This is a genomic window from Georgenia sp. SYP-B2076 (genome assembly GCF_003991205.1).
Taxonomy (GTDB): domain Bacteria; phylum Actinomycetota; class Actinomycetes; order Actinomycetales; family Actinomycetaceae; genus Georgenia.
On record NZ_RXOZ01000034.1, the window covers coordinates 56,274 to 76,302 of the forward strand.

A 20,029-nucleotide genomic window follows, 5' to 3' on the forward strand; every position below is an offset into this window, starting at 1 on the left:
CGACGGCGCCGCCCCCTCACTCCGGCGGACGCAGCGTGAGCGTCTCCCTGGCGCCGTGCTCGGCCGCGGCACGAGGGCCCGGCCACGGGAACGTCTCGCCCGCCGCCCAGGCCGCGGTCTGGTCCGTGTAGTGCGTGGAGCCCGGGTGGCCCGAGACGCCGGTCGTGACCACCCAGGTGGAGGCGTCGCGGTCGCCGAGGTCGACCACCATGCGCATGGACGGCCCGTCCGCGACGGTGTAGTCGCCGCGCCCGAGGTCGTCGTGGGCGGACGCGTTGTAGCTCATGGCGTTGACGACGGCGGCGCCGCCGGGCACCTCGACGGGGCTGGGGTTGACGAGCCTGCGCACCATCTCGGGCGCCTCCGGGCCGCCGAGCACGGGGTGGGTCAGCCGCACCTCGTGCATCTTCCCCCACCGCCACTCCGCCGGGTTCTTCCCCAGCGAGTTCGTCAGCTGGTGCCGCGCCCCCACGAGCGCCTGCCGGAGGATCTCGTCGCGTCCCTCGACGATGTTCACGGTCGTCCGGTCGTCCCACCACGGGTTCTCCGGGTCCTTCATGAGGGCCTGGACCACCTGCAGCCAGCGGGCGCCGCCGTCGGGCGCCTCGGAGGCGGGCAGGTCGTCCGCGAAGGTCAGCCGCAGCAGGTTGGCCCACACGGCGTTGAAGTAGGCCGCGCCCGGCGAGTCGGTGCCGGTCGGGTAGCCGTTGGCCGACCACGTGCGCAGCAGGTCCACGGCCTGGGCGACGAACGCGTCCTCGACATCGACGTGGAGCAGGTCGGGGACCAGCACGGGTCCGAAGGGGCTGACGTCGTCGAGCATGACGGCGTTCATCGCGCCCACGTCGAACGGCCTGCCGCCCGCGATCCGTTCCTCCAGGAGCGTCCGGATCCGCGCGGCCCGGTAGCCGGGGTCCCAGTCGCCCGTCAGGAAGGGGCCTGAGCCCGGGGTGGTGACGGCCTGGTTGGCGGTGACGATGAAGCCCTCGGGCGGGTTGAGCTCGGCGGGCATGGCCTCCGGCGGGACGAAGCCCTGCCAGTCGTACCGCGAGTCCCAGCCCGGTCGCGGCCACGAGCCGTCGGAGGGGACGGGCGCGCCCTTGACGTCGGCGCGGACCGGGACGCGCCCGGCGGCCTGGTAGCCGATGTCCCCGTCCGCCGTCGCGAAGGTGATGTTCTGCGACGGCACGTCGAGGTCCGCGGCCGCCGCGGCGACGTCCGCGGCGGAGGCCGCCCGGTCGAGCGCGAAGATCGCCGCGCCGGCGCGCCCCGGCGTCAGCGCCGTCCACTGCAGGGCGACAACGTAGCCCGAGAAGCCCGCCGGCGGTGCGCCCTCGGGCACCGGCACTGTGCCCGTCACACCGGTCTCGGGCAGCACGTCCGAGACGATCGGCCCGTGCACCGTGCTGCTGACGGTCACGGTCACCGGGTCGCCGCCGTTGACCTCGATCGTCTCGCGGCGCTGCTCGAGCGGGACGCGCTCGCCGTCGCGCAGGTAGGTGCCGTCGTCGTAGACGCGCTCGAGCGTCAGGTCCATCACGTCCGCGCCCAGGTTGGTCAGGCCCCAGGCGAGGTGGGCGTTCTGGCCGATGATGACGCCGGGCATGCCGGAGAAGCTGAAGCCCGAGACGTCGAAGGTGCACTCCGGGGTCGCCTTCGTGCAGTGCAGGCCCACCTGGTACCAGATGCCGGGGGCGCTCAGACGCAGGTGGGGGTCGTTCGCGAGCATCGGCTTGCCGGTGCTCGTGTGCGCCCCCGCGACGACGAAGGAGTTCGACCCGATGGCCTCGCCCTCACCGATCATGACCGGGACGGCCGAGACTGCCGCGGAGGCGTCGGCCAAAGCGCGCTGGACGGCGTGCCCGCCGGGGACCGCGCCCGCCGCCGGTTCCGGTTCCGGCCCGGCCGCCGGTGCCGGTTCCGGCCCGGCCGCCCGTCCGGCCGGCGCCGCCGGTTCCGGCCCGGCCGCCCGTCCGGCCGGCGCCGCCGGTTCCGACCCCACCGCCGTCGCGGGGTCCGTCGCCGCCGTTGCCGCCCCCACGGTCGCCCCGTCCACACCGGACGGTCCCGCCGGCAGGGATTGCACCGCCGGGGCGGCCGAGGCGGGCGCCATGATCGGGGCGTTCGTGGCGTAGGGGTAGTCCGGGTAGAGCTCCTCCACCCGGGTGACGTTGTCGGCCAACGGTCGCAGCGCGGCCGCGCGGCCGAGCTCCGCCTGGTAGTTGCGGCTGAGCTCCCAGGCCATCGCCTTGAGCCACACGAGCGAGTCGACCGGGGTCCATGGCTCAACGGCCTCGAGCGTGGTGGTCATGCCGAGCACGGTGTACTCCACGCCGAGCCGGGAGGCCTCGCGCCCGTCGAGGTAGGCGTTGACGCCCGCGGCGTAGGCCTCGTACAGGGCGCGCGACGCGTCGTCGAGCTGCTCCCACTCCTGCTCGGCCACCTGGCGCCAGCCGAGCGTGCGCACCACCTGGTCGGCGGCCAGGGCACGCTCGTTCGGTCCGACGAGCTCCGAGAGCCGTCCCGAGGCGACGTGCCGCCGGTAGTCCATCTCGAAGAACCGGTCCTGCGCGTGCACGTAGCCCTCGGCGCGCATGAGGTCGACGTCGGAGCTGGCGTAGATCCGTGGGACGCCCTGGCCGTCGCGCACGACCTGGACCTCCGCCCCGAGCACGTCCAGGGTCTCGGCGCCGGCGTCGTCCGGCAGCGGCCGGCGCACCAGGACGGTGGCGAGGCCGACCGCGACGACGAGCACGACCACGAGGAGCGCGCAGACGGCGATCGCCGCCTTGCGCACCACAGACATACGTTGCACCCGGCGAGCGTAACCGGGGTGGGCAGGCTCACTGGGCCGGCGGCGCCGAGAGAGCGTAGGATTGGCACTCGGTGAGGTGGAGTGCCAACCACTCCCTCAAGTCCTTGGAGGGTCCCGTGCCTACCTATGCGTACCGGTGCACCGTGTGCGGCAACGAGTTCGACGTCAAGCAGTCGTTCAGCGACGACGCCCTGACCGTGTGCCCCACGTGCGGCGGAGGGCTGCGCAAGCTGTTCTCCTCTGTCGGTGTGGTCTTCAAGGGCGCGGGCTTCTACCACAACGACTCCCGGTCGACGACGACCTCCACGACCGCCGGGGCGCCCGCCGCCACCGAGAAGGCCGGCACGACGGCGAGCCCCGCCCCCGCCGGCTCCACGCCGGCGGCCGCCACGAGCTCGTCCTCCAGCACCGGCTCGTCCGCGAGCGCCGCCGGCTGACGCGCCCCCGGTAGCGGCGGCGTCCGTGGGCGCCGCTGCCAGCTCCACAGCCACGCGCGCTGAGCCGCCCGGGCGCGCCGCCGCGTCCACAGCCACGCGCGCTGCCACCGCGTCCACAGCGACCTCTGGCGGCCCGGCCTACCCCAACACGGTCGGCCTACGGTCCGGGGATGCGCCCGCGCCGTCCCCCGCCCCCCTCGCGCTCGGTCGCCGCGCGGCTCCGGCGCACCCTGTGGCGCCGTCGGTACCCCTTTGTCGCGCTGTGCCTGGGCCTCGCCGTCGCGACCGGGCTCGGCGTGCTGCGCCCGCCCGAACCGCCCGGCGAGCCGGCACTCGTCCTCGCCGCGGACGTGGCCGCCGGCACGCCGCTCACCGGCGCCGACCTGGTGGTGCGCACCGTGGTCGCGGGCACCGTTCCGCCGTCGGCGCTCCGCGACGAGCGGGCGGCGCTCGGCCGGCCCCTCGCGGTGGGCCTCCCCGCCGGCACGGTGCTGATGGCGTCCATGCTGACCGGGCCCGGCCTGGCGGACGGCGCACCACCCGGCACCGTGGTGGTGCCCGTCCCCGTGGCCGACGCCGGCTCCGCCCGCCTCGCCCAGCCCGGGCAGCGCATCAACCTCGTCGCGGCGGGCGGCGAGGCCGCCGGTGTCCCGGGCGGCGCGGAGGTGGTCGCCCGCGACGTCGTCGTGCTGGCGGTCCAGGAGTCCGGGGGCGGGAGCCTGCTCGGCTCCGGCGTGGCAGGAGTCACCTTCATCTTCGTGGCTGCCCCCGAGCAGGTCGCTACGGTACTTCTTGGCTCCAGCGCCTGGGCCCCCCTCAGGGCGGTCCTCCGACCGTGACCCGGCGGGCGCGGCGGGGCCGCCATCATCCCGGGGCCCGTGGCCCCCGACATCAAGGATCAGTGCATGCTTCAGGGCTTCAAGGAGTTCATCTCGCGCGGCAACGCCGTCGACCTCGCCGTCGGCGTGGTCATCGGCGCCGCGTTCACCGGCATCGTCAATTCACTCGTGAACAACGTCCTCAACCCGCTCATCGGCGGGCTCTTCGGGACGCCCAACTTCGACCGCACGTGGGTGTGGACGCTCGGTGCGGGCGACGACGTGGCGGAGGTCCTGCCGTTCTCCATGGTGACAGCCGCGGTGAACTTCCTGCTCGTGGCGGCTGCGCTGTACTTCTTCGTGGTGCTGCCCATGAACACGCTGGCAGCGCGACGCAAGATCGAGGTGACCGAGCCCGAGGCACCGGCGGACGACGTGCGGATCCTCACCGAGATCCGGGACCTGCTCGCCGCCGACCGCGCCGACCGTGCCGGCACGAGGAGCTTCTGACCGCTCCGGGGCAGGCCTGCGGGCGGTGAATGCACGGATTGCCCCACGAACGGTGCCGATGTGACGGGTGGTAGGTGTTGCTGCGCCTCATGGGTGCACTCCCGCCCCAGTGGTGGGGCAACCTGCCTCAGATCCTGCCCCAGTGCGGCGGGACGTCACGCCTGAGCCGTTCGTCGTTGGCGTCCCCGCCCTGCCCGGGTGCGGGCCCCGGCGCGGGCCGTACCGGCGGGGCGTCCCCCTGGTGGAGGGCGGCGACCTCGCTGGCGAGCTCCCCGGACGCGAGCCGCTCGCGGTCGACCGCGGACAGGGCCACGACCCGGCGGTGGCGGCGCCGGTGGGCATCGGCCGGGATGGGGTGGCCGGTGGGTTCCTCGCCCGCCGGGCCGGCCGCGCCCGACGACTCCGGTGCGTCGGCCCCCGCCGCCGCGGCCGGCCCCGACGACTCCGGTCCCGCCGCGCCCGGCGCGGCGGCGTGCCCCGGGCCGTCGGTCACCGGGACCGCCGCCGCACGACGTGACCGAGCACGGCCTCCGTCTGGGCGCCGCGCCGGGTCAGGGCCAGCTCGCCCCGCAGCTCCTCGACGAGCGCGTCGTCCTCACGCTCGGCGCCGTCGGAGACGATCCACGCCAGCAGGTCGTCGAGCTGGTCGTCGCTGTAGGCGGCGAGCGGGAGTCCAGGCGCCACGGGCGGGCGGGGACCCCGCTCGCGCAGGGCCACGGGCGGGCGGGGACCCCGCTCGCGCAGGGCCACGGGCGCGCCACCCGTCGGCGCGTCGCCCGCCGTCGTCGCGCTGCCCGTCGGCGCCGCGTCCCCCGCCGTCGCCGCGTCCGCGCCGCCCTGCCCCGCGACCTCACCACCGGCGGTGCCGGGCCCGGCCCCGGCGGCGGCGCCGGGCCGTATCCCACCGTCCGTGCCGGGCTGAGCGCCGGCCGGCCCACCCTCGGCCTGCCCCGTGGCCTCATCACCAGCAATGCCGCCCGGACCGTCGGCACCTGCCGGCGGTGCCACGACCGCCGGCGTGGGCGTGCGCTGCCCGCGCCGCTCCTCGACGACCTCCATCACCTCGGCGAGGATGGCCTGCGCCTCCGCCTGCGGGTCCATGAACACCGCGGTGGAGAATGCGGTGCGCACCCGCCAGCCGCGCGCGGTCAGCCGCTGGACCCAGTGCCGGTCGCGGCGGCGCAGGCTCGGCTCGGCGACGTACTCGGCGTCGTCCGTGAGCACGGCCACGAGCAGCTCGCCCGGCAGGTCGGGGTGCCCGATGGCCAGCGGGATGCGCACCCCGCCCTCGAGGCCGTAGCGCGGCACCACGGTCAGCCCCAGGCGCCAGAGCCGCTCGGCGAGGTCGACGAGGAGCTGGTCGGGGCTCTCCTCGGGCGCGCTCGTGGGGGTCTCGCCCGCGAGGGTGCCGACGGCGGCCTGGTCGAGCAGGTCGGCGAGCAGCTGCGGGCCCGGATGGCGGAGCCGCTCGCGGTCGATCTCGCCCGGGGCGATGCAGCTGACGATGACGAGCTGGTGGCGCACGGCGTCCAGGGCGTCCACCAGGCACGCCAGCCCGTCGGGTCCGTCGATGGCACCGAAGCGGTGCAGCACCCGCCCGTGCGGCGTCTTGCCGTAGCCCAGGGAGAGCACCACGACGTCACGGCGGAGGCCGCCCGCGCCGTCGACCTCGACCACGGTGAAGGCCTCCCGCCTGTCGGGGCGGAAGAACTGGGCGACGGCGGGGCTGTCGGCCACGGCTGCGCCGACGGCCTCGCGGACGCGGTCGGCGTGGCGGGCGTTGAGCGTCACGACCGCGAGCGACTGCTCGGGCGAGGAGAGAGCGTGGTCGATCACGAGGTCGACGACGCGGTCGACCTCGGCCTGCACGCTCTCGATGGCGTCCGAACCCGGGGCGGGCATGCCGTAACCCCCCTCGACCACGTCCAGGCGCATGCGCGCGGTCGACGGCGGCGCGGGCACCGAGCGGATGACCTCGCCGTAGCCGTGCTCGGCGAAGAACGCGGCGATGCCCTCGTCCCGCTCGGCCCGCCCCGTGGGCAGCGTCACCGTCGGGAGCAGGGGCGCGAGCGCCTGGACCAGGCCGTCGCCGCCGCGCCGCGAGTCGCCCACCAGCACGACCTGGCGGGCGCGCGCCAGCACGGCCACGGACTGCTCGACGGGCAGGTGCTGGACGCCGTCGAGCACGAGCAAGTCCACCGACGGCCCCTCGGGCAGCAGCTGGGCGGCCAGCAGGGGCGCCACCAGCCAGGCGGGCCGGACCGCGCCGACGAGGTCGGGGTGGGCGGCCAGGGCCTCCCGCAGGTGGGCGCCGCGCTCGGCCGCCAGGGCGTCGAAAAGCTGCGCGGCCTCCTCGTGCCTGTTTCGCACGGCGGCGACCAGGTTGCTCGCGACCACCCGGCGCACCGGCCCGGCCAGGCTGGCGACCTGGGCGTCGTCGAGCGCGCGGAAGCGCTCGGCCAGGGCGGTCAGCGACGGCCCGTCGAAGCCGGCGAGCGCCCGGTCCGAGCGGAGGATCTGCTCGAGCACCGAGCTCCACCACGCGAGGTCCAGCTCGGCGCCCACGAGGTCGCCCTGCACCCGGCGCTCGATGAGGTCGTCCACGAGCGGGCCGAGGCCCGAGCGGCGCAGCTGCCCCACGAGCGCGGTGCGCTCGGGCAGGACCCGCAGGGCCGGGGCGTCCAGGCCCAGCTCGCGCATCCGGGCCGTGAGCACGTCCAGCGGCACCGTGAACAGGTCGTCCCTCCCGGCGCCCGAGCCGATGACCGGCTGCAGGGCCTCGACGTCGGCGCGCACCTCCCGCTCCGCCGCCTCGATCTCGCCGAGCCCGTCGGGCAGGCGGGGCCAGCCGCCGTTCGGGTTGTACCGACGCCAGATCTCCCGCTGTTCCTGCACCCGCACCAGCTCGGCATGCAGGTCCGCCACGGGGCGCCCCGGCCGGAGCAGGTCGCGGGCCTGCTTGCGCAGCCGCCGGCGCACGGAGCCCTTCATGGACAGCCCGTGCTCGCGGCGCCACGCCCCGGTGGCCGTGGCCACGACCATGTCCGCGGCGGAGCGCTCGAAGACCTGCGGCAGGAAGACGTCGAGGGCCTCGGCGACGCCGTCGAGCATGCCGAGCTGCTCGCGCCACCCGGCCAGGGTGGTGGCCGGCTCCAGGCCGGTCTGCGCGGCCACCCGCTCCGCCTGCGCGGACAGGGCCGGCAGGCTGAGCTCGCCCAGGCGCTGGGTGCGCTCGAGCGCGGCCGACGCGGCCGGCGCCTCGTCGAGGTTCGCCCCGTACCACGGCGTGTCCTCGGGTCGCAGGGTGAAGGCCCCCAGCGCGGCGGCGCGGGCGAGCTGCTCGCGGGCATCCTCGAGCGCGCCGCCGGCGAGCCGGCGCAGCGCCTCGGCGTCCAGGCGCACCCGCGTGCGCGGGCCGGGGCGCGCGGAGGTCAGCCGGGCCAGAGCCTGCAGGGCGTCGTAGGCGGACGCACCCCAGGTCTCGTGGCGGGCGTGGAGCCCGGTGACGTAGTCGCCGAGCTGGGTCCGCACGCTCGCCAGCTCGGCGCGCATGGCGCGGATGCCGTCGTCGTCGACGTGCACCGGCGCTGGGCTCAGGCCGGCGCGCAGGCGCGCCGCGGCGGTGGTGCGCCAGCGCGCGTCGGTGGACAGGTCCAGGATCAGGTCGCCGAGCCCGAGCTCCTCGATCCGGGTGAGCAGCGCGCGGCCGGTGCGCCGCGTGCCGGGCACGTACAGCACGCGCCGCCCGGACGCTGCGGCGTCGGCGATGATGGCGGCGACGGTCCCGGCGACGTCGGCGCCCGGCGGGGTGTCGAGGAACACGTGGCGGCCGGACGCGACGGCGTCGACCGCGTGCTGCTGGTCGACGTCGAGGTCACCCGCCCCGCGCTCGGCCTCGGGGGCGCGGTCGGTGGCCACCCGCTCGGGCAGCGGGGCGTCGACCCGGGCGCGCGCCTGCTCGTCACCCGCCAGGGCCGCGACGACGTCGGAGGCGACGAGGTGCGGGCGCATGGCCGCCAGGTCGTCGGCGAGGACTTGCCCCGGGTGCACGAAGGGCCCGACGACGATCCGCTCGCTCATCTCGAAGCCCGCGAGGTTCTCCCGGCCCAGCTCGGCCAGCCGGTTCAGGGCCGCGCGGGGGGAGAACCCGTGCTCGGTGTACGCCAGGCGGGCGATCGCGGTGACGTCCACGCTGACGCCCGCGGCGCGCAGCGCGCGCACGAGGACCGCGTTGACCTCGATGGCGGACTCAAGGTCGACGTCGAAGTCGGACTCGGCGCCGGCGTGCGCGGTCAGGCGCACGGGCCGCAGCAGCACGGGGGCGTGGACGGTGCGGACCTGGGCGACGCGCGGGTGGGGCGTGGGCCCGGCCGCGGGCGGGGCCGGGAGCAGCGGCTTAGCCGGGGGCGGGGGCGCCGCTGTGGGGCCGGCCGGCACGTCGTCGACCAGCACCTGCGGGCGCGCGGGCGCGTCCGCCGCCGTTCCGTGCGCGCGCTGGCCCTGCGTCCCGTCATCCGCGTGGGCCGCACCAGCGCCGTGGCCGGCGGGCGCGGCAACGGCGTCATGGCCGGGCTGCGGGGCGCCCCCGTCGTCACCGGCGGGCACGGCAACGGCGTCGCGGCCGGGCTGCGGGGCGCCCGCGGCGTGGCCGGCGGACGCGGCGCCCGGGTCGCCGGAGACCTCGAGGTCGACGCTCTGGTGGTCCGCCAGGTCCGGGGCGCCCGGCTCGGGCAGCGCTGTCCAGGTCGCGACGCCGATGGCGAGGTAGGTGGGCGCGACGCCGTAGCGCTGAGCGAGCTCCTCCGCGCGCGCGCGGACCGTCCGGGCGCTGCGGCGGGCGGCGAGCTGCGCGCTGCCCTCGCGCACGAGGTTGCTCAGCCGGGTGGTGCGACCGGCGTAGAGCTGGGCGATCCCGGACGGGTGCGCGGCCGTGAGGTCGATGATCGCGTCGCCCAGGAGCGTCATGTCGGCGAGGGTGCTCGCGCCGCCGAGGCGCGCGAGGGAGCGCTGCCAGCCGGCCGCGGCCCGCTCGACGGTCGCGACACGCTCGGGGGTGATCCCGGCCCGCCGCTGGGCCGCCGGCTCGCTCGTGGGGGCGGGCCCGGGCGTCCCGGCCGCGACGGCGGGCGCAGGGGCGACGGCGTCCGGTTGCGGGGTACGGTCCTGAGCGGCCGGGGCGGTCCGGCGGCGGCCCGCCCCACCTCGGGAGAAGAGCGCAGGAGGTGTCATCCCACCACCGTAGGCAGCCGGGGCCTCACGTGGGGTCTCGGCGCGCCGCAGGGGCGTGCGCGGTACGGGGCTGCGGGCGGGTCCGGCCGCCATCGCGCCGGCCGCGACGGTGCGGGAGCCGGCGAAGACTGGGACGGAGCGCGGCGCGCAGGGGGGGCAGGCGTCGCGCTCCGTCTCGGCACATCATGGCGCGGGCCTGCCCCGCAGCGCAAGCACCTCGCTGGCGCACGTCCGTGCAGGTCACCACGCAGACCGGCGAGCGGAACGTTTACGGACGAAATGCGGCGTCAGGCGCGAGCACCCGCCTCGATCCGCCCGTGGGCCGGGTCCCCGTCGCACGCCCGGGCAGTGGCGCATCTCACTCCAGCCACCGCAGAACCTCCGGGCGCCGGACGGCGGCCCACGCCGGAGCGAACGCGTCCCACGCTGCCGCCGCTCGCGCCTGCTCCGCGGCGAGCAGGCCCGCGAGCAGCCGCCCGCCGTCGCCCTCCCCCGCACCGGGCCTGCCACCGAGGTCCTCGAGCAGGTCGCGGCTGACGACGCTGTCCTGGTGCTCGCCGAGGACGTCCTGGAGCTCCTCCGCGCCGGCCGCAAGTCGTGCGGCGTCGGGGCCGATCACCGTCCGGACGGCGTCGCACGCGTAGCGCACCCGTTTGGCGGCGCGCCGGGCGGCATGCAGCCGGAGGTCACGGTCCTCCTGCGTCGTCGCGCGCCCGGCGGCGTCCACGCGGCGCACGAGCCGGAGCCACTCGCGCCGCACCAGGGCGGGAAGCACCGCGCGTGCCGGCCCGGCGGCGGCCGGCCGCCAGGGCGGGGACGCGTCGAGCCCGCGGAGCGCGTCCTGCACCCGCAGGTAGTGCCGGGAGCCGAGCGCGGCGAGGAGGTCGGCGCGCGCCGCGCGGTGCCGCTCGTCAAGCGCCGTCTCGAGCGCGCGGACGGGTGCCGTGCCGATCCGCTCGAGAACGGCCGGGTCGAGCCCGGAGAGCAGGGCGCGCAGGCGCGCGCGCATGACCTCGGCGTCGCGGGCGTGGCCCAGGGCGTCGGCGAGCCAGACCAGCTGGCGGCGCACGGGGGCGACGTCGTCACGCTCGAGCAGCGGCCGGAAGGTGGCGAGCGCGCTGCGCAGCCGCCGCACCGCCACGCGCATCTGGTGGACCGCATCGGGCTCGTCGCGCCGGACCCGCGGGTCGAGCGCCCCGATCGCCGTGATCTGCTCGTGCAGGTAGGCGTGGATGACCGTGGCGGCGCTCGGCTCGGGCGCCCCGGGCGGGCCGGCGGCCGTCACGCCCGCGCCGCCGGCCAGAGGGAGACCTCGGCCACGTCCTCGGCGTCACGGAGCACCCGCAGGATGTTCCCGCCCGCCAGGGCGGCGAGGTCCCCGCGCGACCAGCCGCGCTCGGCCAGGGCCTGCAGGAGGCGGGGGTAGCCGGAGACGTCCGTCAGGCCGTCGGGCTGCCGGTCGATCCCGTCGTAGTCGCCGCCGAGGCCGATGTGCCGGACGCCGGCGACGTCGCGGGCGTGCTCGATGTGGCGCACGACGTCGCCGATGCCGACGGCGGGCCGGGGATGGCGGGCGAGCCACTCGCGGAACCGTCCTTCCCGGGCGGCGACGTCGGCCGGGTCCTCGAGCCCCTCGAGGGCGGCGCCGGCGTTGGCGACGATTGTCTCGTGCGCGCTCTGCCCCGGCACAGGCGCGCGCGGCCAGGGCTCCTCCCCCGCGCCGCGCGCCTCGTCGGCGGCCTCCGACCACTCGGCGTACGCCGGGGAGAGGAAGGCGGGGACGAAGGTCAGCGCCACCACGCCGCCGTTCGCTGGGAGCCGGCGCAGGACGGCGTCGCTGACGTTGCGGCGGTGGTCGCCCTGCGCCTTCACCGACGAGTGGCTGAAGATCACCGGCGCCCGGGTGGCCTCCAGGGCGGCGCGCTGCGTGGCCTCCGCGGTGTGGGAGAGGTCCACGAGCATGCCGACCCGGTTCAGCTCGGCGACGACCGCGCGGCCGGCGTCGCTGAGGCCTCCCACCCGGCCCGCCTCGGCAGCGGAGTCGGCCCAGGCGGTGTTGTTGTTGTGGGTGAGGGTCAGGTAGCGCACGCCGAGGCGGGCGAGCGCGCGCAGCACCCCGAGGGACCCGGCGATGCTGTGGCCGCCCTCCGCGCCGAGGAGCGCGGCGATCCGGCCGGAGCGGAAGACGGCGAGCAGCTCCGCGGCGGTGCAGGCAAGGCCGAACGTGTCCGGGTAGCGCGCGACCAGGCGGTGCACCGCGTCGATCTGCTCGAGCGTCGCGACGACGGCCTCCGGCTCGGGGAGGGAGGAGGGGACGAAGACGGACCAGAACTGGGCGCCGACGCGCCCGGCGCGTAGCCGTGGGATGTCGGTGTGGAACTCGGCGCGGGGCTCGTCGAGCCCCTCGACGCTGTACCCGGCGCGGGCGCGCAGGACCAACGGCCAGTCGTTGTGGCCGTCGATCAGCGGGGTGGTGCGCAGCACGTCCTCGACCAGCTCGGCTGTTCCTGACATCGCCGTCCTTCTCCGCTCATCACGCGGCACGCGCCTCGCGCCGGGCCGTGCCCGGTCCCACCGGAGGGGCCGCTGCAGCGCGGCGCCCGTCCCGGCGATCCTAGCGGCGGGGCCCGCGACCGGGCCGCGCGCCGGGCACGTTCTCGCGCCGCTCCGCCCGCAGCTGGGTGTTGTCGGCCCGGAGCCGGGCGTTGTCCGCCTCCAGGTCGAGGACCACCGCGACGCCGGCAAGGTTGAGGCCGTCCGCGAGCAACGTCCCGATGCGGCGGAGCCGGTCGAGGTCCCGCTCGCTGTAGCGACGGGTCCCGCCCTCCGTGCGCGCCGGCTCCAGCAGGCCGCGGCGCTCGTACAGGCGCAACGTCTGTGGTCCCATGCCAACCAGGTCGGCGGCCACGGAGATGCCGTACACGCCGCGGGCCGCCCCGGGCCCGGTCGCTCCTGCCATGTCCGCCTCCTCTCGGCCTTGCTCGCGCATGTCAGGGGTGCTATAAGAAACCTATCTCGATCCACACAGATCTGTCTCGGTCGCGCGACGGCGGACGGCACGCCCTCGCGCGGAGGGAGGGTGATGGTGATGGCACCGGCCGACCGGGCGCAGCTCCCGCCGTCCATGCCGACAGGGCGGGACGAGTTCCTCGAGCTGATCTGCTCCGACGCGGAGCTCCTCCGCGCAGAGTTCGACGCCATCGTCGCCGCGGAGTGGCCCGCGAGGACGCCGCCGTCCGCGCCCGCGCCGTCCCGCCGCGGCGTCGGTCGCGGCGGCCGTAGGGGTCGCGGCGCGCCCATGACGACGGCACGCCCACCCGGCACCCGCCCGCACCGTCCCGGCATGAACGGCTGGGCACGGCAGCGGTCACCGCCGCGGGCCGGCAACGACCACCAGCCCGGGGTCCCGGCCCAGCGCCGGGACCCCGGAAAGCACCCGACCCCATCGACGACCATGACGACCCCACGCCCGGACCTCTACGCCGACCTCGGCGTCGCCCCGGGGGCGACGTCGGCCGAGATCGCTCACGCCTACCGGGCGCTGGTGCGTCGTCACCATCCCGACACCCGCGACCGTGCGCGCACCGAGCCGGCGGCGTCGGACGCCACCCTGCGGGACGCGCTCCTGGCCTACGCCGTGCTGCACGATCCGGTCCGCCGGGCCGCGTACGACCGCCAGGTCGCCCGGGCGCGCCACGACGGGTCACCGCCCGCACCTGCTGGGGAACGGGCTGCGCCGCCTCGGCAGCGGGTCCCCGGTTGGGAACCGGCCGGTGTGGGCGTCGGTGATGCGCCGATCCAGGCCGGGCCCGTGTGGTGGCAGCCGGAGGGGGCCGGGGGGCCGGGCCGACCCGTGCTGCGGCCCGGGGCCCCGGGGCCACCGGATCCGTGGCCCGGCCGCTCAGCCCGCCCCGTCCCATGGGGCGACCTCATCGCCGCCCTGCTGCGCGCCGCGCGCGGGTAGACACCTTCACGGACGGTTCTCATGCACCTCTCTGACAACTCTCGCCAGCTCTCGCTCCTGCTCCGCGCCAGCAGCGAGCTCGACATCGTCGGTGACGTGACCGCCACCGTCGACAGCCCGTCCGAGCTGATCGCCTGGGCGCACATCCTGACCGACCCGGTCATCCGCGCGTGGCGGACCCAGTCGGGCAACCGCTTCGTCGACGTCTCGGCGTCCTCCGACCGTGAGCCCGTGCGGGGGGCGGTGACCGCGGTCCTGCCGTGCGAGGACCACCGGGAGTTCTGGGACGAGCTCCCGCCCGCGCGAGACCTCGGCACCGGCGAGGAGGCCCCGCTGACCCTGAAGGACCTGTCGGCCGCGTGGGAGGCGATGCCGCTGACACCGGAGACGTGACCGCTTCGCGGACGCCGGCGCGGACCTTCGACGGCGGGCCCGCGCGGTCCGGCAGCGCATAGCGTCGCTCCATGTCGACGAACCGGATGGAAGCGTTCAGCGACGCGGTGATCGCGATCGCCATCACGGTGATGGTCCTCGAGCTCCCCACGCCGCACGAGACCACGTGGGACGCCTTGCGCGCCGCGTGGCCGGTGCTGCTGTCGTACGTGCTGAGCTTCGTCACCCTGGGCATCTACTGGAACAACCACCACCACATGCTGCAGGTGACCGCACGGGTGAACGGGGGGATCCTCTGGGCGAACCTGCACCTGCTCTTCTGGCTGTCGCTGGTCCCGTTCACCACCGCCTGGATGGGCGAGAACGGGTTTGCACCGGTGCCCACCGCTGCGTACGGCGTCGTCCTGCTGGCCGCCTCCGTGGCCTACTACGTGCTGCAGGGCGCGATCATCCGGGACCAGGGGAGGAAGTCCGTGGTGGCCGCCGCGGTGGGGCGGGACCTGAAGGGCAAGGTCTCGCCGCTGCTCTACATGGCCGGCATCGCCCTCTCGTTCCTCGACAACCGGCTCGCGGTCACCGCCTATGCCGCGGTCGCCCTCGTGTGGCTGGTCCCCGACCGCAGGATCGCGCGGGGGTTGTCCGCGGTCGGCCCCGACGGGCCAACCGATGCCTGACCTCCCCGCTGTTCGAAGCGAAAGCTGGAACTGTTAGCGAACTGTTCGACCGCGCGGGCGCGCCGGACCGTCGGCCTCTTGTGTGCATCTAGACACTGTCGTGAACAACGAGCGGATCGGTCTTCGCTCCAGCTCTGTTCCAGGGCGTAAACACTTGGTGTCAGATACCGTCCGAAAAGGCAGGTCAGCATGACACCCCTCGCCGCAGCGGCCCCGCACAGGGCCTACTCCGAGTCTCCCCGTCTGGGTCGCACCGGCCGTCGCCCTGCCCGTATCACCCGGTCCACCCCGCTGCCGGCTGCGCCTCAGGTGCGGGACCTCCTCGCAGAGACGCTCGCCCGCGACGTGGAGGCCGTGGCGGCGGCGGATCCGCTGCGCACCGCGGGAAGCACCGTGATCGGCGTGTACACCGACGACGAGTACCGCACCGCGGCGATCGTGGCCATGGAGGCGCCGCTGGCCGCGCGGATCGCGGCCGCGTTCGCGTTGATCGCGCCGCGGCGCATCGAGGAACGGATCGCGGGCGGCGCCCTGTGGGTCGACCAGTTCGAGGACGTCTCCGAAGTTCTCAACATCCTGGCCGCCATGCTGAATGCTGACGGCGCACCGCACGTGCGCCTGTCGACCGTCTATGACGCCCTGCGCACCTTCCCACCGATGGACGTCGTCGCATGGCTGAGCAGCTACCTGCCCCGGGTCGACGTGGATGTCACAGTCAAGGGATACGGAAGCGGCACCATGACGGTCATCGTGGCCGGGGCGTGATTCCCGTGCCCCTCGCGCCCGCGCTCCACGTGCCGGGCACCCGGCTGTCGCACCAGCGGCGGCCTCACCTCCGCGCACCGTCGTCCCCGCGCCCCACCACCCGACCCACCGTGGATGTCCGACGTGACCTGCATGCGCACGATCTCGCCCTCTCTATCGAGCAGCAGCTTCTGGCTCTGGTCGATCGCGGAGCCTTCGACGACCGGGTGCGGTTCGGGGACGGGGCCGCGGGGATCGTGTGGGCCCTGGCGCACGTCGGGGCCCAGGTACCTGCCTCGACCGCGGACCACCTTGCCGGGCTCGTCGCCCACGGCCCCTCCAGCGACGTGGGTCTGGTCACCGGGCTGAGCGGGGCGGCCCTCGCGCTCGACGGTGCCGGACGGCACGTGGAAGCGGGCCGAGCCTGGCGCCAGGTGGAGGCCGCACCGATGGGCCGGCTGAACGCCACGGTCGCCGACGGTCTGGCCGGGGTCGGCCTCGCTCTGCTCGAGCGCACCCCGGTCCCCGACGCCGCCGCGCTGCTCGCCCGGATCGATGCCGTCACCCGCGCCCTCGTCCACCGGCTGACAACGCGGACGCACCGGCCCTCACGCCCCGGGATCCTGCACGGGGGCTCCGGCCCGGCGCTGTACCTGCTCCACGCCTACGACCTCACCCATGATCCCTCCCTTCTTCCGGTGATCGAGAGGGCCCTCCGGGACGACCTCCTCCTGCTGGGCTGGTCACCCACCGGACCGGGGAGGCCCCTCCAGCGCCTGCCCCTGGGCGGCATCGCCACCGGCATCTCGGGGATCGCCATGGTGCTGCACGAGGCGGCTCGCTACCTCGACCAGCCCTGGCTCGCCGCAGCCCGGGACGACCTCGCTGACGCCTGCACGAGCCATATCGCAGATGCCGGCGTCACGCGGCGCGCCGTCGCGGCACTCATGGCACTGGAGTACATCCGCCCCGCCGTCGACAGGCGGGGGGACCCTGCGCTCGAGCGTCTGAGAACCGTTCCGCATGCCGCCCCGAACCGAGCCGCGAGTGAATCGGTGCCCGTTATTACAGCGGTCACAGCCCTGCTCGCCTCCCACTATGCGCACTCGAGCGTTCCGGCTCGCGTCGCCTTTTTCTGGTGACCGCGCGTCGAAAACCGTCTCACGGGGCGCGCAATGGACCTGTTGAAAAGGCACCGGACCAAAGCACCGCTCATGCGCATGTTCACGGGCGTCCCGAGATCGAGCGGAAAGGTGATTCTCACCGTCATTGTGCGACATGAACAACGTCACGCTCGCAGACGCTCATTGTCGCCACCGCACCAGGTATCATCGAGACCGTGGGTGCGAGCCCAGTCGAGGTGCCCAAGGGTGTGCTCTTCCGAGATGACCCCTGACACACTCTCGAATGGAGACAACAGATGACCAAGTACTTCGCGTGGATTCTTGAGACCGCCCGCAGCGTCGAGCAGATCGACCGCCTTCCTGAGTTCACCATCAACTGAGCGAACTCGCTCTGGTACGAAAAGCCCCGTCGCGCCGAGCGTAACGGGGCTTTTCTCTCGCCGAGCATCGGAGCACCAGTGCTGAGAGCCTGACGACCCGCAACCCGTGGTCGAGGGCCCCGGGAGCGCGCGGTGCAGTCCTCGCCCGCGACGGGCTCGAGGTGCCGCGCCATGTGTTGCCCGGACCGGACCGCAGGAGTTCTATGGGGACCGCTACCAGCCGGCACTGCGGGCGGGCGCGATGTGGGGCCCAGCGGCAACGGGAGACGACCTACCGCCAGGTGGGAGAACCGAACAGGGTGCGGGCACGGCCGCTAGGCCGTCCTGCCCGCGGGGAGTGGGGACTGCGCCATGACCGAGGCCACCACCACGAGGACGCGCGTCGTCCCCGAGAAGCTCACCTGGAAGAACTACTCCGGCTACGCGGCGGGTGACGCGGCCAACAACTTGGCGTTCTCCATGGCGTCGTCCTTCCTGCTCCTCTACTACACGAACGTCGTGGCGATCGAGGCGGCGGCGATCGGGACCATGTTCCTGGTCATCCGGTTCTGGGACGCGATCGCCGACCTCTTCGCCGGCCGCATGGTGGACGCGAAGAAGCCCGGCAGGCTTGGCAAGTTCCGGCCGTTCATTCTCTGGTTCTCGTTGCCGCTGCTGCTCTCGAGCATGGCGATCTTCTCGGCCAAGACATTCTTCCCGGACATCACGCCGGGCCAGGCGATCGTCTACGCGTACATCTCGTACGCCGTGATGGGGACCCTGTACAGCCTGGTCAACATCCCGTACGGCTCCATCGCCCCGGCGATGACCCAGGTGCCCACCGAGCGGGCGGCCCTGGCGAGCTGGCGCGTGTGGGGCTCGAACATCACGATCCTCATGCTGTCGTTCGTCGTCGCCCCCCAGATCAAGCGGTTCGACGGCGATCCCGAGGGTCTGCAACGGTCGTTGACCATCACGACCGCGATCTTCGTCGTCGTCGGCATGGCGCTGTACCTGTACACGATCGCGAACGTGAGGGAGCAGGTGCAGCGGGACGTCGCCGCTCCGAGCATGCGGGAGAGCTTCGGGACGCTGCTGCACAACAAGCCGCTGCTCTGGCTCTGCGTGGGCAGCCTGCTCTTCCTCACGGGCCTGACCGCGATCGGGACCCTCGGGCCGTACTACGCGATCTACGTCCTCAAGGACCCCCAGTACATCGCCTGGAACGCCGTCGCCCAGGCGGCCGGCACGTTCCTCGTCGCCTCGTTCATTCCCACCATCGTCCGCCGGTTCGGCAAGCGAAACGGCTACATCGGGCTCGGCCTGGTCGGTGTAGTCGCCGGCACCGGGCTCGCGTTCGCCCCGCCCAGCACACCCGTCCTGGCCGTCGTCTCGTTCTTCCTCCTCGGCATCGGCATGGGCGGCGTGAACACCCTCATGTGGGCGCTCGAGGCGGACACCGTCGAGTACGGCGAGTGGAAGACGGGGATCCGCACGGAGGGCACCACGTACGCGCTCTTCTCCTTCACCCGCAAGATGGGCCAGGCCATCGGTGGGGCGGCGGGCGCCTACACCCTCGGGATCGTGGCGTTCAGCTCCCAGCTCGCGGCCGAGGGGACGCCGCAGGCCGCGGAGACGATCACCGGGATCCAGCGGGCGGCCGGCGTGGTCACGGCCGGCTTCATCCTGCTCTCCCTCGTGGTGATGTTCTTCTACCCGCTCACGGACAAGGTCTTCAAGCAGGTGGTCAGCGAGATCACGGCCCGCCGGATCCAGCGCGAGGCGGGCGAGGATCGAGCCGCTGCGGCTCAGGGCTGAACGTCAGCGACTCGTCGTCCGGAGGGCGTTCACGATGGCGTCCGCCGCGGCGTCCACCGTGATCCGGCTGGTGTTGATGACCAGGTCGTACCGGTCGGGAAGGCGGGGGTCCCACCCGTAGAGGACCTCGGACATCTCCGCCCGTACGGCGTCCTCGCGCACCTGGCGCCTGGCGGCGCGCTCGGTCGTGATCCCTGCTTCTCGGGCGGCGCGCTCGATGCGGTCGTTCGTGGAGCCGGTCAGGAGCACGTGGACGGTGTGGGGCCGCTCGGCCAGGATGACGGCACCGTTGCGCCCCACGATCACGCCGCCCTGCTCCGCCATCTCGCGCACCGCCCGGTTGTTGCCCGAGACGAGGTCGTACTTCTGCCGCTGCGTCTCGACGACGTCGCGGCCCTCGAAGCCGCCGTATGCCCCACCCATCGCGGCGTAGACCGTGGCGAGCGTGGCGTTCTGATCGAGCCGGGCGTCGTCGTCGCCGCCCTCGATGTCCTCGGAGGTGAAGGCCTGGGCGTGAAAGGGCAGGCCCAGCCGCTCGGCCACCTTCCTGCCCACGTCGGTGGCGCCCGCTCCGTACTGCTCGAAGATCGTCACAACGGGCTTCGCGGATGTGGCGCCGGCCAGATCTGTGTCCATCGTGCAGGCCTCCTTCGTCGCAGCGTCCGGCGGGACCCGACCGTCCGTGCGGGACGTCCAGCCGCCGTCGGCTGGCCCCAGGATGCCATCCCGCGCCGATCCGTGTGGGCCATGGCTACCGAGAGGTCCGGCTCCCGCCGCCAGGTCCTCGACCGGCTTGCACGGGACCTCGCGCAGCGTGCGGGCGGTCCCGGCACACTGCGGTGGCTATCGACGGCCCGGACGGCGCCGGCGTGTCGACGTCCTCCCACGCCCTCGGCCCCGACGCACAACGGGGCCTGGTGCCCTCGGGCAGATTCGAACTGCCGACACCCGCTTTAGGAGAGCGGTGCTCTATCCCCTGAGCTACGAGGGCGGGGACCACCCAACAGGGTACCGGCCGCCCGTCGCTACGCCGAAACCGCGACGGGCGAGCCCGGCCGGTGGGTCGGCCGGTGTGGGGACGTGCTGCCCGGGAGGAGGAGCGGCGGCGCCCGTCGGGGCGCCGCCACGGTGGCGGTGCTGTCGG

General features: G+C 74.6%; 16 protein-coding genes and 1 tRNA gene. 9 read left to right on the plus strand and 8 right to left on the minus strand.

Annotated features, from left to right (window positions below; all coding sequences use genetic code 11):
* Nucleotides 1-16 precede the first annotated feature (16 nt).
* The gene (locus tag EJK16_RS15680; protein WP_127131263.1) at nucleotides 17-2,806 is read right to left on the minus strand and encodes a penicillin acylase family protein; all 2,790 of its coding nucleotides are present in this window, start codon (nucleotides 2,804-2,806) and stop codon (nucleotides 17-19) included.
* 125 nt (nucleotides 2,807-2,931) lie between these two features.
* On the opposite strand from EJK16_RS15680, the gene EJK16_RS15685 reads away from it, so the two are divergent.
* The 3 genes from EJK16_RS15685 to mscL all read left to right on the plus strand — a co-directional run bounded on the left by EJK16_RS15685 (nucleotide 2,932) and on the right by mscL (nucleotide 4,580).
* Nucleotides 2,932-3,252 (plus strand): FmdB family zinc ribbon protein, encoded by a 321-nt coding sequence (locus tag EJK16_RS15685; RefSeq protein WP_127131002.1) that lies wholly within the window; start codon nucleotides 2,932-2,934, stop codon nucleotides 3,250-3,252.
* A 170-nt stretch (nucleotides 3,253-3,422) separates the two neighbouring features.
* Nucleotides 3,423-4,091 carry an SAF domain-containing protein gene (locus tag EJK16_RS15690; RefSeq protein ID WP_127131004.1) on the plus strand — a complete coding sequence of 223 codons (669 nt, stop codon included), beginning with the start codon at nucleotides 3,423-3,425 and terminating at the stop codon, nucleotides 4,089-4,091.
* Nucleotides 4,092-4,157: 66 nt separating this feature from the next.
* Entirely contained in the window at nucleotides 4,158-4,580 is a 423-nt protein-coding gene (mscL, locus tag EJK16_RS15695) for a large conductance mechanosensitive channel protein MscL (protein ID WP_127131006.1), read from the plus strand.
* 127 nt (nucleotides 4,581-4,707) lie between these two features.
* Here the strand turns inward: mscL and EJK16_RS19920 are convergent, their stop codons facing one another.
* The 5 genes from EJK16_RS19920 to EJK16_RS15720 form a co-directional block, all read right to left on the minus strand.
* The gene (locus EJK16_RS19920) at nucleotides 4,708-5,073 is read right to left on the minus strand and encodes a hypothetical protein (protein WP_205739799.1); all 366 of its coding nucleotides are present in this window, start codon (nucleotides 5,071-5,073) and stop codon (nucleotides 4,708-4,710) included.
* Entirely contained in the window at nucleotides 5,070-9,809 is a 4,740-nt protein-coding gene (locus EJK16_RS19925; RefSeq protein ID WP_205739800.1) for a hypothetical protein, read from the minus strand. Before EJK16_RS19925 ends, EJK16_RS19920 begins: the two co-directional genes overlap by 4 nt.
* 358 nt (nucleotides 9,810-10,167) lie before the next feature.
* Nucleotides 10,168-11,094 carry a CHAD domain-containing protein gene (locus tag EJK16_RS15710; protein WP_164737373.1) on the minus strand — a complete coding sequence of 309 codons (927 nt, stop codon included), beginning with the start codon at nucleotides 11,092-11,094 and terminating at the stop codon, nucleotides 10,168-10,170.
* Nucleotides 11,091-12,323, minus strand: coding sequence for a dipeptidase (locus tag EJK16_RS15715; protein ID WP_127131009.1), 1,233 nt, complete (start codon nucleotides 12,321-12,323; stop codon nucleotides 11,091-11,093). The genes EJK16_RS15710 and EJK16_RS15715 overlap by 4 nt, the downstream gene beginning before the upstream one ends.
* 100 nt (nucleotides 12,324-12,423) lie before the next feature.
* Nucleotides 12,424-12,768 (minus strand): helix-turn-helix transcriptional regulator, encoded by a 345-nt coding sequence (locus tag EJK16_RS15720; protein WP_127131011.1) that lies wholly within the window; start codon nucleotides 12,766-12,768, stop codon nucleotides 12,424-12,426.
* Between the two features lie 123 nt (nucleotides 12,769-12,891).
* Between EJK16_RS15720 and EJK16_RS19930 the strand changes: the two genes are divergently transcribed.
* From EJK16_RS19930 to EJK16_RS15750, 6 genes are all read left to right on the plus strand, one after another.
* Entirely contained in the window at nucleotides 12,892-13,773 is an 882-nt protein-coding gene (locus tag EJK16_RS19930) for a J domain-containing protein (protein WP_205739801.1), read from the plus strand.
* Between the two features lie 21 nt (nucleotides 13,774-13,794).
* Nucleotides 13,795-14,166: a hypothetical protein gene (locus tag EJK16_RS15730; protein ID WP_127131013.1), complete on the plus strand. Its 372-nt coding sequence runs from the start codon at nucleotides 13,795-13,797 to the stop codon at nucleotides 14,164-14,166.
* 71 nt (nucleotides 14,167-14,237) lie between these two features.
* Entirely contained in the window at nucleotides 14,238-14,840 is a 603-nt protein-coding gene (locus EJK16_RS15735; RefSeq protein WP_127131015.1) for a TMEM175 family protein, read from the plus strand.
* A 345-nt stretch (nucleotides 14,841-15,185) separates the two neighbouring features.
* Nucleotides 15,186-15,605 (plus strand): hypothetical protein, encoded by a 420-nt coding sequence (locus tag EJK16_RS15740; protein WP_127131017.1) that lies wholly within the window; start codon nucleotides 15,186-15,188, stop codon nucleotides 15,603-15,605.
* A gap of 110 nt (nucleotides 15,606-15,715) precedes the next feature.
* A complete protein-coding gene (locus EJK16_RS15745) occupies nucleotides 15,716-16,726 on the plus strand; it encodes a hypothetical protein (RefSeq protein WP_127131019.1) in 1,011 nt (336 codons plus the stop codon).
* A 713-nt stretch (nucleotides 16,727-17,439) separates the two neighbouring features.
* Nucleotides 17,440-18,885 carry a glycoside-pentoside-hexuronide (GPH):cation symporter gene (locus EJK16_RS15750; protein ID WP_127131021.1) on the plus strand — a complete coding sequence of 482 codons (1,446 nt, stop codon included), beginning with the start codon at nucleotides 17,440-17,442 and terminating at the stop codon, nucleotides 18,883-18,885.
* A gap of 3 nt (nucleotides 18,886-18,888) precedes the next feature.
* Here EJK16_RS15750 and EJK16_RS15755 read toward each other — a convergent pair whose 3' ends face one another.
* Together EJK16_RS15755 and EJK16_RS15760 are read right to left on the minus strand one after the other, a co-directional pair.
* Nucleotides 18,889-19,521, minus strand: coding sequence for an AAA family ATPase (locus tag EJK16_RS15755; protein WP_127131023.1), 633 nt, complete (start codon nucleotides 19,519-19,521; stop codon nucleotides 18,889-18,891).
* 279 nt (nucleotides 19,522-19,800) lie between these two features.
* Nucleotides 19,801-19,876 (minus strand) — tRNA-Arg (locus EJK16_RS15760).
* Nucleotides 19,877-20,029 lie beyond the last annotated feature (153 nt).